Annotated in this window: 4 protein-coding genes; all 4 read right to left on the bottom strand. The window is 42.4% G+C overall.

Annotated features, from left to right (window positions below; translation table 11 throughout):
- Positions 1-46: 46 nt before the first annotated feature.
- On the bottom strand, positions 47-5731 hold the full coding sequence (locus tag CSQ79_RS28610) for a type I polyketide synthase (RefSeq protein ID WP_099700752.1): 5685 nt from the start codon (positions 5729-5731) through the stop codon (positions 47-49).
- Complete coding sequence (locus CSQ79_RS08425) at positions 5724-15296, bottom strand: non-ribosomal peptide synthetase (RefSeq protein WP_099700751.1); 9573 nt, start codon at positions 15294-15296, stop codon at positions 5724-5726. The genes CSQ79_RS28610 and CSQ79_RS08425 overlap by 8 nt, the downstream gene beginning before the upstream one ends.
- 15 nt (positions 15297-15311) lie before the next feature.
- Positions 15312-19085 (bottom strand): condensation domain-containing protein, encoded by a 3774-nt coding sequence (locus tag CSQ79_RS08420; RefSeq protein WP_099700750.1) that lies wholly within the window; start codon positions 19083-19085, stop codon positions 15312-15314.
- A gap of 71 nt (positions 19086-19156) precedes the next feature.
- Entirely contained in the window at positions 19157-22510 is a 3354-nt protein-coding gene (locus tag CSQ79_RS08415) for a non-ribosomal peptide synthetase (protein WP_099700749.1), read from the bottom strand.
- Positions 22511-22538 lie beyond the last annotated feature (28 nt).

Below are 22538 nucleotides of genomic sequence, written 5' to 3'. Positions count from 1 at the left end.
TTGCAAAGCTATTCTTCCTCTGCAAAAGGAGTTTAGATATTACAAATTATTCTTGCAAAGCAAGCATTGCTTGGGCTTCGTCGTTTGAAAGTTGTTCAATTTCAGCTAAAGCTTTTGCGAGTTCTTGTTCGTCGGTGAGTTGAGTTAATTGTTGTAAAATTTCTGCAGATAATTGTGCGATTGTTGGGGCGTTGAAGAAACTTCTGTAAGGCAATTCGATTTGGAAGTTTTTACAAATTTGGGCTATTAGTTGGGTAGCAAATAATGAATCTCCGCCTAATTCAAAGAAGTTGTCGTGAATGCCAATTTGATTGATACCTAAAAGTTGTTGCCAAATCTGAACAAGGTTCTGCTCAATTTCGTTAGTGGGGGTAACATAGGGATTTAATAGTTGCGGACGCGGGTGAGTCGGTTGAGAATTACGTAATGCTAATTGTGCATCCCAAGACTGTTTGGAGGTTTTGGGCTGAGTTAAGTTTTGGATGTTTTGGGTGTAAACGAGAATTTGAGGAGTTTGACTTGTGGCAAGAATCCGGCGAAAGGCTGCAATTCCTTCAGCTGTACTCATTGCTGGGCTTAAGTTTTGACCTGTAAGCTGTTTGTGTCGTGCTTCTACGGCGATCGCCATACCGATATCCCATCTATCCCAGTTAATTGAGATTGTGGGGCGATTTTGGTTTGTGTTGCAGTGGGCAAAGGCATCGAGGAAGGCATTTTCAGCAGTATAGTCTACCATTCCTGGAGTGCCAGTAAATGAACTGAGTGATGAACAAAGTACGAAGAAGTCGAGGTGAGTATCTTGGAACAAAGCATTAAGTACTTGCGTTCCTTGTACTTTTGGGGCAAAGGCTTGCGCAATATCCGCAGGTGTCTTGAGTTGAATCATACCTCCTCCAGGAACTGCGGCAGCATGAATGATTCCATGAATTGCACCAAACTTTTGTTTTGCTTGCTGCACGACGACAGCCATTTGTTGATAATCTGCAACATCGGCACTGTGAATCATCACCTCTGCACCCAGCGCTTCGATTGCTTGCAGTTTGCGGATTTTTTCACTAAAAGGATCTTGAGTGTGAGTTGATACCCACTCTTCGCGATGGGGAAAATGCGATCGCCCAACCAAAACTAATTTTGCTTTTACAGTTTGGGCGAGATACTCAGCCAACGCTAAACCAATACCACCCAAACCACCTGTAATTAAATAGACTCCTCCTTGTCGTAAGCGAGGTGCTTCTACAGGATCTATGGGCATTGGTTCAAAGGTTTGCAACCAGCGATGGTGTCCGCGATAAGCGATCGCGGGATCTGGTGTTTGGGCAACTAATTCTGTGAGTAAATGGTCGATCAGTTGTTTTTCTTGCCAATCGGCTGCGAGTAAATCTATATCAATGCTGCGACACGTAATATTAGGGTATTCTAGTGGCATGACGCGACAAAATCCTAGAATCAAGGCTTTTTCGGGACACAGCACCTCCGAGCCTGTTACGTCTTGGATATGATTTGAGACAATGCCAATTTCAATTTCATTGTTAAAGTTTTGCTCGCCAATTGCTTGAGCTAAAAACAATAAGCTGTAAAAACCTAATTCCGCTATTGACTCATCCTGTTGATCGGGCGTAACGCTCCATAAATGTATAACCTTGCTGGGAATTTTACCCAATCTGCGTAATTCTTGAAAAAGGCGATCGTAATCTGAACGTTGTTGAGGGTTGAGGATGTATTTCTGCTGAGTGTTTTGGTTAACATCACTAAATTCGCAACCAGCCTTGACAGCAATGACCTCTTGACCAGCTTGTGTTAAATTTTGAACGAGTTTATCGCCTAAACCACAATCATCAACAAACACTAACCATGTTTCAGGTGAATTGTGCGACACGTAAGATGTAAATGGTGGTAATGGTGGAGTACGCTTCCAAGTCGGGAGATAAAACCAATTATTGATATCCGCTTTATCCTCTGTCTCATCTAATGGCACTGTAAACGCTGCACTCGCGGAACCATTCGGTGATGCTTCAGCTACTAACACCTGTTCGGCAAACACTGCGGTTTCATCAAACGCCTCGACTTTGGCAAAACCATGTGCAGATAGCATTTCTCGCCACTGTTGCGTTGATAAAAAGGGATTTCCTCGACTGCGTTGTGCGTCTGCTAATGGATTCATTAACAACGCATCGGTAATATCAAACTCTAATTGAGGTTCGGTGATTTCCCAAAGTAGTAGTAATCCTCCAGGGGCTAGCAAAGAACGCACATGATCTAAGGTTTCGCTTAAGTGTTGAGTCACATGCAGCACATTAACCGCCACAATGACATCAAAGCTGTGGGGTGCAAAGCCTTGGGTTGTCGGTGGTTGTTCGATATTTAATAACCGATAGTCAACGAAGGGATAAGCACTAAATTTTTGCTGCGCTTTTTGGAGGAACCACCCACCCACATCGGTAAAGGTATAGTTTGTTTTCGGTGGCAAGATGGGGAGCAATTCTGTTGTTGCAATACCATGTCCCGCACCAATTTCTAAGATTCTCAAACGCTTGTCTGCGGGTAATGCCTTGACAACTGCTGCTAAACAGCTACACAGAATAGATTTTAAGCAAGTGTTGGTAGGCTTTTCAATAGTTGGATTTTGGTTTTCAGTTGCGCTCAAGTATAAACTTAAAGGTTCTTTATCCCCTGTTAACACATCTGCTAAATCACTACAAAACTGAATAGAGGTTGGGACTTGCGGTACTGCCCATTTAGTGTTGACTTCAGCTAAAAGTTCATTGAAATCTGCGGTAGAACAAGGGACAAAGTTAGTAAATACATCTTGCGTTTGCTGGAGTTGAGCGCGTTCTACTAATACGTCCAACCAGCGATGCAACAATTGCGCGTAGCGAGGAATAATTCTACAGCGTTCCTGCAATTGGGTTACGGAGTAGCGTGTCGGATTGCTAAAAGCTCCTAACCGCTGGAAAGTAAGGTTAATGTAGGCAACACAAAGCTGTTCTAAACACTGTTTCTTTTTAAGATAGGTTTGCGTATCAATTTCGGCAAGACTTGTATTCGCTTGTTGATGACCAGATATAATAACAGACTGCCAAATATCAGTCATTCCTGCAGATAATTGCCGCGTTGGTTCAATCCAGAAACGCTGGCGTTCAAAAGAATACGTCGGCAAAGGAATATGACGGCGTTGCTGATCGGCATAAAAACCTGACCAGTTAATTTTTATACCTGCTTGCCAGAGATGCCCCAAAGTATTTAATAAAAATGCGACATCCGAATGTTGCTCCTGAGGGTGGCGTAATGAAGATAGGGCAACAATTCCATCCTGTTGATGCTGTAAGGCAAAAGTACACAATGTCCGCCCTGGCCCAACCTCTAGTAATATTCTTTCAGGTTGTTGCAGTAACTCACTAATTCCTGGGGAGAATAAGACAGGTTGCCGCAAATGAGCAGCCCAGTAGTTGGGATCAGTTGCTTGTGTAGGTGTGATCCAAGTGCCGCTGACGTTAGAAATAAAGGGAATTTGGGGAGGATTTAAGTGAAATTTTTGTAACTGAGTTGCAAATACTTCGACGATCGCTTCCATCATTGAGGAATGAAACGCATGGGATGTTTGCAGTCGCCGACAACCAACACCTTTGGCTTGCAACTCAAGCTCTAAGCTTGCGATCGCCTCAACTGTACCTGCAACAACGCATAAACAAGGTGCATTTATTCCCGCTAGCGATAATGTGCTTCCTAATAATGGTTTAACTTCTGATGCTGGTAGTTGTACCGAGAGCATTGCCCCACCAGGAAGTTCTTGCATCAAGCGTCCGCGCAGTGCTACCACTGCTAGAGCATCTTCGAGGCTAAAAACGTCTGCGATCGCAGCAGCAACGTATTCCCCGATACTATGACCAATCATCGCTTCGGGATGTATCCCCCACGACATCCACAATTTTGCTAAAGCATACTCGGTGATGAATAATGCTGGTTGAGTAATTGCAGTTTGCGTTAGTTGCTCTGAGGCGGTACTTGTATAGAGGATATCGCGTAAATCAATGCCTAGATGCGGCATGAGAGATGTGCAACACCTATCAATTTCTTGTTTGAATATCGGCTCAGTTTGATAGAGTTCTCGCCCCATTGCGGCATACTGTGCGCCTTGAGGAGAAAACATAAATACAACGGAACGATGACACGGTTTTTGGTAATGTGATGCTGAATTTAGTGCAGAGATGGCATCTGCAAGGTTTTGGCAAAGACACATTCGCCGATAATCAAAATCGCGTCGTCCCACTTGCAGCGTGTAAGCAACATCGGCAATATTTAAATGGGGATTTTGTACGAGATAAGTAGCTAAATTAGCTGTCGCAGATTCTAAAGCTGTCTCACTTTTGGCAGAAAGAACGAGTAAATGCCAAGAACGTGAAGGGTGTGATACTTCCACAGCGGGGGCTTCTTCAAGAATGAGATGCGCATTTGTCCCGCCAATACCAAACGAACTTACACCAGCACGACGGGGAATATCGCTAAACCACTCAGCAAGTGTTGTGTTGACGTAAAAAGGACTATTAACAAAGTCAATTTCCGGATTAGGTTGTTCAAAATGCAAGCTGGGAGGTATTTGTTTGTGTTTCAGCGCTAGCACCGTTTTGATTAAACCCGCTACCCCAGCGGCTGCATCTAAGTGTCCAATATTGGTTTTAACTGAACCAATTGCACAGAATCCTTTCTTGTCGCTACTCGTACCAAAGGCTTGGCTGAGCGCAGCAATTTCAATCGGATCGCCTAACGATGTCCCTGTACCATGAGCTTCTATATAGGTAATGGTATCGGGCGCGACTTCGGCAACAGCCTGCGCGGTTTTAATGACTTGAGCTTGTCCGTCAATTCGAGGCGCTGTGTAGCTGACTTTACGCGCTCCATCGTTGTTAATCGCAGAACCTTTAATCAAAGCATGAATAGTATCGCCATCAGCTAGGGCGTCTTCTAAGCGCTTTAAAACGACAATACCAACACCTTCCCCGCTGACAGTTCCCTGGGCTTGCGCATCAAAGGCGCGACAGTGTCCATCGGGCGACATGATCCCTGCGGGTTTATAGATGTAGCCACTTTTTCGCGAACCACTGATAGATACACCTCCCGCCAAAGCCATATCGCATTCGCCATTCAGTAAACTTTGGCACGCCAAATGCACCGCCACAAGTGAAGTCGAGCAAGCAGTTTGTACGGTATAACTTGGTCCAGTGAGGTTGAGTTTGTAAGAAACACGCGTGCTGAGATAGTCTTTGTCGCTAGCGATCGCCATTTGCAGATGATCGACTGAGTTAAAGATATCTTGGTTTAAATAAACATTGAGCAAATAACTGCTGAAGCTGACACCCGCATATACCCCAACTGCACCTTGATATGTCTCGGAGTTGTAGCCTGCATTTTCGAGCGCTTCCCACGCACATTCTAAAAACAATCGCTGTTGTGGATCTGTAATTTCTGCTTCTTTAGGGTTAAAACCAAAGAAATGAGCATCAAATAATTCAACGTCATTTAATATAGCTTGTGCTTTGACAAAATTGGGGTCGCGAATGAATTCCGGTTCTACTCCTGCGGCGAGTAATTCGGCGTCGCTAAAAAAAGAAATTGACTCGACACCATTTTGGAGATTGTGCCAAAATTCATCAACATTTTTAGCACCTGGAAAGCGACCCGTCATGCCGATAATTGCAATTTCGGAGCCATTATATTGAGTAGTTGAATTATTCATGATTGGCAGCTCCGCGATCGTTATTAGGATTAATATTTTTAATTTTTTGCAAGCGTTTTCTTTGCTGTGCTTTCCCAGCAGCTATTTTTTCAGTTGAAATATCACTGATTTGCACTTTTGTTTGATTTAAATACTCTGCTAGCAACCTAATTGTGGGATACCTAAACATATCGAGTATTGAAAAATCGACTGTAATCATTTCACGCAATTGGCTATGAACCTGCGCCAAAAGTAACGAATGACCTCCCAATTCAAAGAAGTTATCATCGATACTAATTTGCTCAAGATTCAGAACTTTTCTCCACACTTGGGCAATTGCTTTTTCCCAATCAGTTTGTGGCACTACATAGGTTTCTAAGTCCGAACGTCTAACTTCTGGCGCGGGTAAAACTTTGCGATCGAGTTTGCCATTGGGCGTGAGTGGGAATTCTGGTAAAATGACAAACGCAGAAGGTAGCATATATTGCGGTAACTTCTCCTGCAAAAAGTGACGCAATTCTTTACTTGTCAGCGTCTCGTGGGTTTGGGAAGCTAGATAGGCAACGATGTCACTTTGACGAGCGATCGCAACAGCCTGCTGCACTTGCGGATGCTGGTTTAACTGCGCGGCAATTTCTCCTAATTCAATGCGAAAACCACGAATTTTTACCTGATCGTCAATTCGTCCGAGGTATTCAATATTGCCATCGGGTAGATAGCGAGCCAAATCTCCAGTCTTGTACAAGTAGTCACCAGGTTCGGTGCTGAAAGGGTTGGGAATAAACTTCTCGGCGGTTAAATCGGGTCGTTGCCAATAACCCCTGGCTAATCCCACACCACCAATGTGTAACTCACCAGAAACGCCAATCGGAACAGGTTGCAAGTAGCGATCGACTATATAGATATGCGTATTTGCAATGGGAGAACCGATAGGAACAATCCGCATTTGATCTGGTTGGCAAAGCCACCAGGTAACATCAATTGATGCTTCAGTAGGACCATAAAGGTTATATAGTTTTGCATTGCAATGCTCAAAGAATTTTTCTTGCAGTTCATAGTCAAGCGCCTCACCACTACAGATCGCGTGTTTCAAGCTATGGCATTCTAATCCTGATTGCAGAAACACTTGCAACATTGAGGGAACAAAGTGAAGTGTTGTAATTTGCTGCTGGGCAATTAACTCGGCTAGATAAACACTATCGCGATGACCGCCAGGTTTTGCTAAAACAAGACTTGCTCCGGTTAATAAAGGCAAGAAAAATTCCCAAACAGAAACATCAAAACTGAAAGAAGTCTTTTGTAAAACTCGATCGCTGGGTGTTAATTGCAATGCAGCTTGCATCCACAGCAAACGATTACTGATACCCTTGTGCGTGTTCATTGCTCCTTTGGGCTTGCCTGTGGAGCCAGAGGTATAAATCGTATACGCTAAATTATCGAGGCTGACGCTCGCAACAGGATTTTCTAAGCTTTCTTGTGCGATCGCCTGCCAATCACTATCTAGACAAAGACAATGATGTTCGGGAAATCTGGTCAGCAGTTGTTGTTGAGTTAATAACACTGGTGTTTGTGAATCTGCTAGCAGAAAAGCTAGGCGTTCTGGTGGATAGTCAGGGTCTAGAGGTACATAAGCACCACCAGCTTTCAAGATACCTAAGAGGGCGATCGCCATTTCTAAGGAACGTTCTAGACAGACGCCAACTAAAACCTCTGGTTTGACTCCCAGTTTTTGCAAGTAACGCGCGAGTTGATTGGCACGTTCGTTGAGTTCTCGGTAGGTTAATTGTTGATTCTCAAAGATAACTGCTACTGCATTGGGTGTTTTTTCTACTTGTGCGGCAAATAACTCGTGAATACAAGAGTTTTGTTGATCATCGATTTTTGTATCGTTCCACTCGACGAGTAATCGGTGTTGTTCGGCTTGACTCAGCAGGGGTAAACTTTTAATCTCTTGCTGCGGATTTGCCACAATGCTTTCTAGCAATATCTCAAAGTGTTCTACCATCCGCACGATTGTGTCAGCGTGGAATAAGTCGGTGTTGTACTGCAAACCTCCCCGTAGTCCGGAATCAGTTTCTTGTAGTGATAGACTTAAATCGAAGATTGCGGAAGTGCGATCGCATTCGAGTACACTCACACTCAGATCTGGTAACTTCAGTTCTACCGCCGCATTTTGCAAGGCGAACATCACCTGAAACAGCGGGTTGCGATCGAGGCTGCGATCGGGTTGCAGTTGCGCGACTAAGTACTCGAACGGTAAATCCTGATGCGTATACGCCGCCAACGTCATTTTTCGCACTTGTTGCAGCAAATCTTGAAAGCTTTGGTTGCCTGTCAGATGGCTGCGCAAAACCAGGGTATTGACAAAAAAGCCGATTAATGACTCAATTTCCACGCGGTTACGATTTGCAATGGGCGAACCGACAGCAATATCACTTTGCCCGCTGTAGCGATATAGCAACGTCTGGAACGCGGCGAGTAATGTCATGAATAAAGTCACGCCTTGACGACGACTGAGGGCTTGGAGTGCGCTAGTGAGTTCGGGTGAGAGTGATATAGTCTTGGTTGCACCGCGAAAGGTTTGGACTGCTGGGCGCGGTAAGTCCGTAGGAAGTTGTAAGGGTGTGATGTCTGCGAGTTGTTGCTGCCAATAATGCAATTGCGGCTCAATTTCACTTTCAAGCCAGCGGTGTTGCCAAGTGGCAAAATCAGCATACTGAATTGTTAATTCGGGTAATGGCGAAGGTTTACCTGCACTGAAGGCTTGATACAGCGTTGTTAGTTCGTCGATCAATATCCCAATCGACCATCCATCCGCAATGATATGGTGCATAGTCAATAACACCATATGCTCGGCTTCAGCCAATTTAAGTAAGGTGACTCGCAACAATGGGGCTTGAGCCAAATTAAAGGGGCATTGAGCTTCTGCTTTTGTAAGACGCTCAACTTCTGCTGCTTTTTCGCTTTTGGGTAAATGCTGCAGATCTACAACTGAAATCGTTAAGCCTAGACTAGGAGCAATGATCTGTACAGGTTGACCGTTATCAAGTGCAAAGCTTGTCCTTAAAACTTCGTGACGGCGAAGAATTTCATTGAAGCTCTGTTGTAGGATCTCAATATCGAGCCAACCCTTGAGACATACTGCTTCAAAGATGTTGTAAGCACTATCTGTCCCTAGTTGATTAAGGAACCAGAGCCGCGCTTGAGCAAACGAAAGTGGACAAGAATCAGTGTCTCTTTTGGGAATGATCTGTGTTGCTGTCTCTATTTGTTGCGGTTGGGCTTTGAGCGTTTGAGCAATTTTTTCAATATCTTGCCCATTACCAAGTTTTGCTAATGTTTCTACCAAACCCTCAATAGTAGGAGCCTCAAACAAGCAACGGATAGGAAATTCGATTTGAAAAATTCTACTCAGGCGGGAAGTGACTTGTGTCGCGAGTAATGAATGTCCGCCTAACTCAAAAAAGTTGTCTTGAATTCCCACCTGTTCGAGATTGAGAACTTGTTTCCAAATATCTGCGACAACTTCCTCAGTAGCAGTTTTGGGTAGAGTTGAGCTACGTTCTATCTGTGGTGCTGGCAGTGCTTGAAGGTCTAATTTACCGTTGGGTGTCAGTGGTAGACTGTCTAATAGTACAAATGCCCACGGAACCATGTAGTCGGGTAATTTTTGTTGCAGATAACGACGTAACTCAGCAGTATCGATATCTCGGCTTGGTACGATGTAGGCAACTAAGCGCTTGCCATCCGCAATATCTGCTTGGGGCTGAATAACTGCTACCGATACATCGGGATGCTGTTGCAAGACAGCCTGAATCTCTCCTAATTCAATGCGGAAACCACGAATTTTTACTTGATCGTCAATGCGTCCGATGAGTTCAATATCGCCACTTGGTAAGTAACGAGCAACATCACCAGTTTTGTACAAACAAGCATCTGGTTCGCAACTAAAAGGATTAGGAATAAATTTCTCAACGGTTAGTTCTGGTTGATTGAGATAACCTCTTGCTAAACAAGCACCACCGATGTATAGTTCGCCAGGAATTCCTACAGGTGTAAGATTGAGGTGTTGGTCAAGGATATAGATTTGGGTATTGGCAATTGGACGACCAATCGGTACGTAGGCGTGATGATCTGTATAGGTATTAGCTTCGTAGACCGTTACGTCAATTGTAGCTTCGGTTGGTCCGTAAGCATTTAACCACCGGACATTTTGCGTAATTTTTTGCCAAAGTGCCAGTTTTTCTGATGATGCTTGTTCGGTTCCAACAACGACTAAGCGCACTGTGGAAGGTAAGGAAGTATTCGTAAATTGCAGATAGGATACCCACTCGTGCCAATAAGCTGTTGGTAAATTGAGGACGGAGAGTTTTTCTTGAGATAAGAATTGTTGGAAATTGGCAAAACTCGATCTTTGTTCGGTGCAAATAACGACAGTTGCACCACTCAACCAAGATGCGAAAATTTCTTCGGCGGCAACATCAAAACTGATTGAAGCAAATTGTAAAACTCGATCCTGCGGTTGCAGTTGGTATGCTTGGGCGACTGCAAAGCTATGGTTGACTAAAGCGCGATGACTAACTAAAACTCCCTTGGGCTTTCCTGTAGAGCCAGAAGTGTAGATAACATAAGCTAGATTTTCAGCGTTAACGCGATCGCTAGAATACTCTATGTCAGCCTGATAATTTATCTCATCACTATCCAGACATATTATCTGTGCTTGATGCGGAGGTAGTTTTGAGCGTAAGTGCGTCTGAGTTAGTATAACCGTCAGCTTTGCATCTTCTAAAATATAGGCTAGACGTTCCTGGGGATAAGCGGGATCTAAGGGAACATAAGCGCCACCTGCTTTGAGGATTGCCATCATCCCCACAACCATATCTAAGGAACGCTCAACGCAAAGACCAACTAATTCTGGTTTAACACCTAATGTTTGTAAATACTGCGCTAAACAATTAGCTTGGCGATCGAGTTCGCGATAGCTAAGATATTTGTCACCGCAAACGACAGCTAAAGCATCGGGTGTTTGTTCTACTTGTGCCTCAAAGCATTCGTGAATACACTTATTGAGGGGATAATCTACGTGCGTGTTGTTCCACTCGATGAGTAATTGGTGTTGTTCAGCTTGACTCAGCAGGGGTAAACTTTTAATTGCTTGCTGCGGATTTGCCACAATGCTTTCTAGCAATATCTCAAAGTGTTCCACCATCCGCGCAATTGTCTCAGCGTGGAATAAGTCGGTGTTGTATTCTAAACTGCCCAATAATCCCGAACTGCTTTCTTGCAGCGATAGACTTAAATCAAAAATTGCGGAAGTGCGATCGCATTCAAGCACGCTCAAACTCAGATCTGGTAACTTCAGTTCCACCGCCGCATTTTGCAAGGCAAACATCACCTGAAATAATGGGTTGCGATCAAGGCTGCGATCGGGTTGCAGTTGCGCGACTAAGTACTCGAATGGTAAATCTTGATGCGTGTACGCTGCTAACGACATTTGTCGCACTTGTTGCAGCAAATCTGTAAAGCTGAGAGTCCCAACAATGTTGCTTCTTAAAACTAAGGTGTTCGCAAAAAAGCCGATTAATGGCTCAATTTCCACGCGGTTACGATTCGCAATGGGCGAACCAACAGCAATATCACTTTGCCCGCTGTAACGATATAGCAACGTCTGGAACGCCGCGAGTAATGTCATGAAGAGCGTCACGCCTTGACGACGGCTGAGGGCTTGGAGTGCGCTAGTGAGTGAGGGTGATAGTGAAACAGTTGTGGTTGCACCCTGAAAGCTTTGGATTGCTGGGCGGGGTAAATCGGTAGGCAGTTGTAGGGGTGTGATATCTGCGAGTTGTTGCTGCCAATAATTGAGTTGCGGCTCAATCTCACTTTGCAGCCAGCGGTGTTGCCAAGTGGCAAAATCTGCATATTGAATGGAGAGTTCAGGTAATGGCGAAGGTTTACCTGCACTGAAGGCTTGATATAGAGTTGTGAGTTCGTTAATTAATATCCCAATTGACCATCCATCTGAAATGATATGGTGCATGGCAAACAGTAAAATCTGTTCGTCCTCTGCCATGCGTAATAAAGTCACTCGCAGTAGAGGCTCTGCACTCAAGTCAAATCCTTTTTGAGCTTCGGTAAGTGCCAGTTGCTTGGCTTTCTCTTCTCGTATCGATTCTGGAAACTCGCGCAAATCGATAATAGGTAAAGGTACGTGCATTGAGGCAGCAATCTGCTGTACTGGTTCTCCGTCAACGCTGATAAAGTTTGTCCGCAAAGCTTCATGACGGCGCACGATCTCGTTGATACTGGCGTGGAATGCATCGACATTTAAGTTTCCAGTCAGACGAACCGTACGAGGTAGGCTATAAAAAGGACTCTGAGGATTGAATTGATCTAAAAACCATAAGCGTTGCTGGGCAAAGGAGAGGGGTAATTGGGGATCTCGTACCAGTGGTGATGTATCTGGTGTTACCCCCGTCCGCATTGCTGTTTCTATATGGGTAGCAATCTCTGCAACTGTAGGCGTTTCAAACAACTGGCGTAATGGTAAATCGACCTCAAAAACTTTGCGTAAGCGGGAAATAACCTGAGTTGCTAATAGCGAATGACCGCCTAATGTAAAGAAGTTATCATAAATCCCTAGCTTGACACCGAGGATTTCAGCCCAGATTCCAGTCAGTACTTCTTCAACCGGAGTTCTAGGAGGAGCGATTGCCACTGCTTCTTGTCGTTCTGGCGCGGGTAGTGCTTGACGGTTGACTTTGCCATTTGCGGTGAGAGGTAGCTTTTTAAGCAACACAAAACCCGAAGGCAGCATATAGTCAGGCAATTTCTGTTGTAAAAACTGCCGCAGTTCATCAATACTGAGTTGTTGATTTGGCTTGGTGACTAAGTAAGCAATTAAGCGTTTATCTCCTGGCTTGTCTTCCTGGAGTGCAACGACGGCTTGTTGTATTTGGTGGTGTTGGCTAAGAACAACTTCAATTTCCTCAAGTTCAATGCGAAAACCGCGTACTTTTACCTGATTGTCAACGCGTCCTAAAAACTCTAGATTACCATCAGGCAGATAACGAACTAAATCGCCAGTACGATACAGCCTTTGCGGAGAATTACCAAAGGAATGTGTAATAAATTTTTCTTTTGTTAATTCTAGTGAATTGAGATAGCCCCGTCCTAACCCAGCGCCACCAATATATAATTCTCCTGGCACGCCAATCGGTAGTAGCTGCAACTGCTCGTCTAAGACATAGGCTTGAATATTTGGTAAGGGACGACCAAGCGGAACTGTTTCCGTGGTATAAATTGTTTGCTCGTTGCTGATTGCATACGTCATTACCCCGACGGTGGTTTCCGTGGGACCATAATGATTAATGATATGGCAGTGTGGTGATAATTGTCGGATTTGCTCAATCAAACTCCAACTCGCTGCTTCACCACCTAAAATTAATCTTTGCAATGGCAATATTGATTTAGCATCATCCCCTAACAACACAGCTAAATGCGAAGGAACTATTTTTAAACAATCTACGGGATGACGCTGAAAGTAGTCTGCAAGTAATTTGCTGTCAGTAGTGCGGTGTTGTGCAACTATATGCAAACAGCCGCCGCTACAAAGTGCTGAAAAAACTGCGGTGTTGCCTAAATCTGCTGCGAAAGTGGAAACAGTCGCAAAGCTAGCACCTGCGGGTAAAGATAATCGCTCTAAAATACCGCAGACATAATTGAGCAGTTGTCGATGCTCAATGGCAACTCCTTTGGGCGTACCCGTGGAACCAGAGGTAAAGACAACATATACCAAATTATTGCTACTAACCTGAGTGCAGGGATTTTCTTGACTTTGTTGGGTAATGTCTTTATCAATACATATATGCGTTACGTTATTTGGTAATTTTGTCACCAAAGACTCTTGAGTTAAAACTAATGCTACTTCAGCAATGTGCGATCGCCTTTGGCGCTGCGCTGCGCGCAATCGCATTGCTATTGCTTCTGCTGGTAGGTTGACATCAAGAACAAGATATGCAGCACCAGCCTTGAGGATACCCAGAATAGCGATAATTGTTTCTAGAGAACGTTCCAGGTAAATTCCGACAATTTGTTCTGAATCGACTTCTAAAGAGAGTAAATAATGCGCGATTTGGTTGGCTTTAGAGTTTAATTCAGCATAAGTTAATTGTTTATCTTCAAAAACAACAGCAATTTTTTCTGGGTGATTTGCAGCTTGTTCTTCAAAAATTTGGTGAATGCATCGATTCAGAGGGAAATCTCTTTGAGTATTGTTAAAATCTACTAATAATTTTTGGCGATCGCTAGGGCTTAATATTTCTAGCTTACCAATAGGAATTTCTGGATTTTGAGCAGCACTAGCAACTAAAGTTTGAAATTGTTCTGCTATTTGTTGAATACTTTCTAACGTAAATAATTCTTGGTTATAGCTGAAGTCAATGCATAAATTATGACTTTCGATGCAGGATAATTTTATTTTAAATGGTTCGATACAAGTATATTGTCGATCAATTGCAAAACTAACTGAACCACTACTTAAAATGGAAAATTGCGAAAATTCAAAACCAAACGGAAACGCAATGCAATCGCTATCTTCTCCCAAACACTCATCAACAAAATAATCTTGCCACTCTTCCGCGTCAGCTACTTGTTTTTCAACTAGTTGCAACACATCTTTAAAAGATAAATCAGCAGTTAATTGACAACGAATTGGTAGCGTTTTTGCAAATAAACCTAAAGTATTATGTAATTCTTCATATTCTCTACCACGAGCTACCATCCCAATCATAATATTTGGTTGCTTTGTCAATCGCCATAGCAATATTTGCCAACAGGTGAGTAAAAATATTTCGGTGGATGTTGCATATTTATTTGTAATATTAGGAGCGAGCGTCAATCTTAAAGATGCTGGTGAAAATGTATATTGATAGTTTTTAGCTTCAAAGGATAATAAGGTATTTGAGGATAAAGATGAAACCTGTCTCCAATAGTTTTGACCTGCTTCTGCGTCTGATTCTTCGAGTAATTGATTTTGCCACTCAGCAAAATGAACATATTGAACAGCTTTTTCTTGATAATTAACATGATGATTTCTTAGGCAATTTTGATAAAAACTACTAACTTCTTGTAATAGGTTAGCAACAGAACAAGTATCTGCATAAATTGCAGGTAAACTAATAATTAAAATATACTTCTCTGGAGTAAGCAGAATTAGATAAATATTAAAATATTTGCCAATATTCCAATTAATATTTTGATAAATTAGCTCGTCAAAAAGTAAATCAAGCTTTGCTGATTGCTCCTGCGGGCTATAATCTGTCCAATTTAGCTCTTGCCATGTAGGAAAGCTGTAGTTTTCTACAACCATTATCGGCATTTTCATACCCGCTAAGCAGTGAAACTTAGTGCGCAAGATCTCATGTTTATCAACAATTTGTTGCACAGATTTTTTTAACAAGTCAACATCAAGGTTGCCTTCAATAATAACTGCACACTGTGTCTTATAAACTGGACTATTTATTTGTAATGACCAAAGACGTTTCTGTTGAGGAGAAAGCCGAAACCCTTGAATAGTATTTGATTGCATTCTACTTCTCGATTTTTACTTAATAATATCTTCGCTGTTAACCATTTCACCCATTGCTACCACAATCTTGCGTGGTTCAACATAAGGATTTCGTCCATGAGCAACCAGCATATTATCTAACATTAAAACATCGCCTTTTTGCCACGGAAAACTAATTGTTGCTTGCAAATAAACAGCTAAAATTTCTTCGATTACTGTGTCTTCAATTGGCGAACCGTCACCGTAGTAGACATTGCGGGGTAACTTGTTTTTGCCAAACAAAGAGAATAAAGATTCGCGCACTGCTGGCTCTAAACAGGCAATATGATGCAACTGGATTTGGTTAAAAAAGACAGCTTCATGAGTTCTTGGGTGTTGTGCTATGGCATGACATACTTTTGAAGTTTTCAAATTATCATTGGTAAGCCATTCAAAGTTAGTAGCTGATTGACGACAAAAATCCTCAACTTTTGCTTTTTCTGTAGTATGAAAAAAATCTTGCCAGGTAACATCTAAACCATCTATATAATTACGAACGTACAATAACTTTTTATCAGCAAACTTTTCTTTAGTTTTAGAATCGAGTAGTTGATACACTTGGCGACAATCTACAAGCGGTGTTTCCCCTCCCTGTGCTGCTGGTTGAACGCAGAAAAACCAAATTTTTAAAGGAAAGCGATGTAGATGAGAACTTTCGTTATGGAATAAAATTGCTTTATCTGGTGGATAAGGAGTCGAAGTGTAAACTTTACCGCTAACCCCCTCGCGTGGTAAATCGCCATATTCGCCAAACAAATTTGGACAAATGGTTTGTGCAAAGCTTTCAAATTCAGGGACAGATTTTAGAAAACCTCTAAACAGAATTGCGCCGTGTTTGAGTAATTCTTTCTCGATGAAATTACTGTTATTTTTAGTCCAGTCGATTAAATTAATTCCATCATTAGCAGGAGTAATGACTACAGGTAATGTTTGCCCTGGCTGGAGATAATCTATTTTAACTAATTGTGTTGAGAGATTAACGGCTTTAGGCGCAACCTTCATAAACTTTTCTCGTTTGAAAGCTTTACGATCGCTTTGTTGCATAGCTTGCTGCTTTATTTCTGTTTCTGTATAAATTTCTAAACTACTAATTCGCGCATCAGGTTGGATAACGATGCTATTCAGCAAAACTTGAAAATGACTTGTTATCTGAGCGATCGCACTAGCATTAAATAACTCAGTATTATAGTTCCAGTTACCTACTAAGCCTTGCTCGGTTTCACTCATAAATAATGCTAAATCAAATTTCGTTGTATTAATATCGACTTCTAATTGTTTAATACTCAATCCCAATAGTGACTGCTCTGCTATAGGGATATTTTGCATAACAAATAAAATTTGAAATAGCGGAGTTGGGTGTGAATGACGTTCTGGTTGTAGTTCTTCTACTAATTTGGCAAAAGGGAGATCTTGATGAGTGTATGCTGCTAAAGCTACCTCGCGTACTCGTTCTAAAAGTTCGCGAAAAGTTGGATTTCCTGATAAATCGGTTCGCAAGACTAATAGGTTAATAAAAAAGCCAATTAACCCTTCAATTTCTGCACGGTTACGGTTAGCAACATCAGTACCAACAATAATATCTACTTGGTTTGTATAACGGTGCAAAAGAGTTTTAAAAGCTGCTAGCAAAGTCATAAACAGGGTGACACCTGCTTGATGAGAAAGCGCTTGGAGTTTTTGCGATAAATCTGCAGGTAATGCAAATGTATAAGTCGCACCTTGGCAACTCGTCACTTGCGATCGCTCCCGCCCGCTGCTTAAATTGAGTACAGGAAGATCGCCCGCTAATTGCCGCTTCCAATAGTTCATCTGGGTTTTTAGGACTTCTGTTTGCAACAATTGACGCTGCCAAACTGCAAAGTCTGCATACTGAATCGGTAATGGGGGAAGCTTGGGAGACTTCCCTGTAGAAAACGCGTCATAAAATTGAGCAATTTCTCGAATCAAGATTCCCATCGACCAGCCATCAGAGATAATGTGATGCATGGAAAACATCATCACGTGGTTTTCTGGATTCAGCCGTAGCAACGTAACTCGTAGTAATGAACCTTGGTTGAGGTCAAAAGGACGAATTTGTTCTTCAGCAATGAGAGATTGAATTTGTTGTTGCTGTTGGCTTGGTGGAAGTTCTTGTAGATTTACTATTGGTATTGCGAACGGCAAACTTGCAGCGATCGCCTGCATGGGTTGTTCTTGTACGATCGCAAAAGTCGTTCTTAACGCTTCGTGGCGTTGCACTAAAGCCTGAAATGATTGTTCTAGCGCTGTAATGTTTAGCATTCCCGTGAGTTGAACTGCACCGGAGATGTTATATGTAGGGTTGCCTGGTTCTAATTGATCGAGAAACCACAGGCGTTGTTGCGCAAACGAGAGGGGAAAATAATTGAGTTCGGGTTGGCGGGGAATAGCAGGAATCGTTTTTGAATTTCTTTCCTTTTGCATCAACTTTAGTTCTAGCAGTGCCAGTTTTTCGGGAGATAGTTTTTCTGCTAGCGCAAGAAGTTGGCTGTGAGTTGATTTCTGGGGTTTTGTGTTCGTTGCGATCGCCTGAGATTCCAATCCTTCCTTGACTAAAATACGTTGGAATGATGTATTTCGCCGGATCTGCGTTTCGATGACATCACAAGTCGTTGCAACTGGATTTGTATTAATAAATTTAGCTGCGAATACCCGACAGCGATCGCGCACTAAATCTGAATTGATTAATTCACGCAGACTTTGCGCAACAACTTCAGGTTGCCATTGTAAAGTAGCTAGATATTTGCCAACACCTAAATTTTTGAGGCAAGAACCAGTGTAAAGTTGATCGGCACCACCACCTAAAACTAATTGAGGTATCCCTGCAGCTAAACCTTGACCGCTTGTGACTAAACCACCATGATGAATAATTGCGCTCGTATAAGGCATACAGCTAGCCAGTGATGGTAGATATTTTGTCCACTTCACGCGATCGGGAAGTTTACTAGGAACCAATTTTTGATGACGAGTTACTAATAACCCTGGACAATCTAGTAATTTACAAGCTGCGGCACTCACTGCAAAAAAATTCTCTCCAGCTAGTGCTGTTGTTCCACCTGTAATTAAAATTGGTGATTCCTGTTGCAAAAAATCTTGAACATCCGCAGGAATAGGGCTGATTGTGGGTTCATTATCCCAGATAAAACCTGTCTGCAAGACTCCCGATGATTCTGTAATTGCATCACAAAACCAGTCTGCCCAAAGTCCGATTGTTTGACTCGGTGTATTTCTTAGCCATGTTGACCAATTATCTACTACAGGTAAACCAATTTTTGTTCTGATTTGATTAATTTCATCACCCAGAATTGAACCGATCATTTCTTCAGCTAGCGACTGAGTTGATACATGACTCGGAGAAGACATCACCGCTACGAGTGGTATTTCTAGTTTTTCGGCAGCGATTCGCGCGGCAATTCCTGGTGTGGAACGGGCAACTAAAACAGTTTCTTTGGGAGAATAAAGTTTAGCTATTAATTGATATTCTGCAGCTACTTTTGGCAAAACATACTGTTGATAAATTTTTAAGAATCCTTGCGGAGTATTAAATAAATATCCCTCTGCTATTAACTGCTCAAATTCTGCGGGAGTGTCTAGTGCTAGAAAGTTTAACTCTGCCTGTTGTACTGCTTTTTCAAAGTAGCAGTTGGTGATGACGGTGACTTTATGTCCTCGCGATTTTAGTTCCTTACCTATTTTGATAAATGGGTAGACTTCTCCGTTTGACCAGTGTGTTGTGAGTAAGATGTTTGCCATAATCTTTGCTGCTATAGCAATCTGCTTTAAATGGTGAGGAGGTTTTTATTGAGAGGAAAATCTATTAAAAGTCACTGCAATTGATTGAGTGTCATTAGCACTTCTTGATCTGAGAGTGCGTTTATTTCTTGCAGGAGGGCAACAATATCGTCAGTTTCTACTTGTTGAAGTTGGTATTCTCGGATGATTTTTGCTAATTCTGCGATTGTAAAACCTACGGTAAAAATGATTTTTAAAGGTAAATCTACTTGGAATTGTTGGCGAATGCGGGACAGAAGTTGTGTTGCTAAAAGTGAGTGTCCGCCTATTTCAAAGAAATTCTCGTGAATGCCGATAAATTCAATATGAAGTAATTCTGACCAAATTTCTGCTAGTGCTTTTTCTATTGGTGTTCGTGGTGCAACTAAGGATGTTGCTATATCGAATCTATTATGGTCTGGTGCGGGTAATGCTTGTCTGTCTACTTTACCGTTTGATGTGAGTGGTAAAGTATCTAAGATGACGAAGGCAGATGGCAACATGTAATCGGGTAGTTTTTGTTGTAGGAATTGACGCAGATTCGTTGTCAGTTCGCTGTGTTTTTGCTGTGGTACAACGTAGGCAATAATCTGCTTATCTTCAAGTTCTCTGACGAGTACAACAACTTCAGCAACTTCAGGATGAGTAGCTAATGTTGCTTCGATTTCGCCGATTTCAATACGGAAACCGCGAATTTTCACTTGATTGTCAATGCGCCCTAAGTATTCCATCTCACCGTTTGCTAAGTAACGCGCTAGATCGCCTGTTCGATAAAGACGCGCTGAGGAGTTATTGTTAAAGAGATGAGGAATAAACTTTGAGTTGGTTTCAGTACGGTTGAGATAACCTGATGCGACACCTGCACCTCCAACATAGATTTCACCTGGAATCCCGATGGGTACGGGTTGTTGATTTTGATCTAATAGATAAACTTGCAAATCTGGGATGGGGCGACCAATAATATTGCCACAATGATTGGAGATATCGGCGATGGTGATCGGACGATAGGTGACATGGACGGTTGTTTCGGTAATTCCATACATATTGATCAACTGCGGCGATCGCCCATGTTTTTCTAACCAAGGCTGCAAACTTTGGATTTCCAACGCTTCGCCGCCAAAAATCACGAAACGCAAGTTTAAATCGTGGCGATCGCGTTCAGCATCGACTCGCATTAACTGACGAAATGCTGAAGGTGTTTGGTTGAGAACTGTCACCTTTTGTTGCGATAACATCGCATAAAATTCTTCTGGAGAACGACTCACCCAATAAGGAACGATCGCGAGTTTTCCACCGTGAAGTAATGCGCCCCATAATTCCCAAACTGAAAAGTCAAAGGCGATCGAGTGAAACAGCGTCCAGACATCGTGAGAATTAAAGTTGAACCACGCTTGCGTCGCTTGAAACAGACGAACGACATTGTAGTGTGTACACAAAACTCCTTTGGGTGTCCCTGTAGAACCCGAAGTATAAATGACGTAGGCAATGTTATCTGGAGTAATTTCTAAGTTAAGATTTTCAACTGATTGGGTATTGCTAAAAAATGTGTCTAATGCTAATTGCGTGGGATATTCAATATTGAATTGACTCTGCGTCAGAAGTAATTCTACTTGTGCATCTGCTAAGATAAACTCCAACCTCTGCTGTGGGTAATTTGGATCGATGGGTACGTAAGCTGCACCTGCTTTGAGAATTCCTAATATCCCTACAACCATTTCGATCGAACGTTCGACGCATAGCCCAACTTTGGCTTGAGTTTTAATTCCCAAGCTATGGAGATGATGCGCGAGTTGATTTGCTTTTTGATTGAGTTCGCGGTATGTTAGTTGCTCATTTTCAAATACGATGGCTACAGCATTTGGTGTTTGCTCCACTTGGGCTTCAAATAACTGATGCAAGCACTTATCTGAAGGATAATGACACTCAATTTGTTGCCATGTTGCTAAAGTTGCCTGTTCTTTCGCGGTAAGTAATGGTAACTTGGATATTGCCTGGTCTGGGTTGGCAATGATACCTGCGAGTAATACCTGATAATGCCCTAGCATCCGCGCGATCGCATCTCGATTGAATAAATCGGTGTTGTATTCCATCACACCAGTTAATCCTTGCTTGGTTTGTGTTATCGACAAAACCAAATCAAAAAACGCTGTTTGATTTTCCACTTCAGGAAAACGTAACGTAACTCCTGGTAATTCCAGCGTGACATCTGGTAGATTTTGCAACGAGAACATCACTTGAAACGGAGGATTACTACTAGGATGACGCTGCGATAACGATTCCAATAGCTTTTCAAATGGCAAATCTTGATGGGCGATCGCACCTAATACCACCTCGCGGACTCGACTTACTAATTCTCGAAAACTCACGTTACCCGATAAGTCGCTACGCAATACCAAAGTATTAACGAAAAATCCAATCAATTTTTCTATTTCTGGGCGATTACGGTTAGCAAACGGAGAACCAACTAAAATATCATCCTGTCCGGTATAGCGATGTAATAGCACCTTGAATGCAGCTAACAATGTGACAAATAAGGTCACACTCTCTTGATGGCTCAAAGCTTGCAGTGAATTCGCGAGTGTTTGAGGTAATGTAAAGGATAAACTTGCACCTTTGTATGACTGCGATCGCGGTCGAGGGCAATCGGTTGGTAAATTCAGAATTGGTAATTCACCCTGTAATTTCTCTTGCCAATAAGCCAGTTGCGTTTCTAGTAATTCACCCTGAAGTTGCTGTCGTTGCCAAATTGCATAATCTGCGTATTGAATGGGTAATTCCAATAAAGGAGAAGATTTTCCTTGGCTGAAGGCGGTATAAAGCGTTGCTAATTCTTGCAAGAAAATTCCCCGCGACCAAGCATCAGCAACAATATGATGAATAGTCAATAGCATCAAGTATTCTGCTTCACTTAAATGAAGTAGCTGAACTCGTAATAGTGGATCTTTTGCTAAGTCAAAAGCTTGCGTTTGTTCAGATATCGTTAAGCGTTGAACTTCTTGTTGCTGCTTGTCAATTGCTAGATGTCGCAAATCAACTAGCGGTAATGTCAACGACGTAGAACCAATGACCTGAATTGGTTTCCCTTCTACATCTGAGAATGATGTCCTTAAGATTTCGTGGCGTTGAACGATTTCTTGAATACTGCGTTCTAATGCAGAGATATCAAGTTTTCCTTTAATTAGAATGCTACTAAACATATTGTATATAGCAGCACCAGATAACCCTTCAGCTAACCATAACCGTTCTTGAGCATAAGATAGCGGAATCGCACAATTTTGTGGGCGTCGAGGAATTTGATTGAGTTGTGAATTTGAATGAGTTTCGTTTTGTAAGCGTTTTTTCAGCAAAGCCTGTTTGACAGGAGAAAGCTGCGATCGCCGTTGTAATTCTGTTTCATTACTATCCATACTCGATTACCGCCAGTCATCACTTAAT

Origin of the sequence: Gloeocapsopsis sp. IPPAS B-1203, assembly GCF_002749975.1 — a bacterium.
Lineage (GTDB): Bacteria > Cyanobacteriota > Cyanobacteriia > Cyanobacteriales > Chroococcidiopsidaceae > Gloeocapsopsis.
The sequence above is the reverse complement of the archived record's forward strand: the minus strand, read 5'-3'. Positions and strand labels throughout refer to the sequence as shown.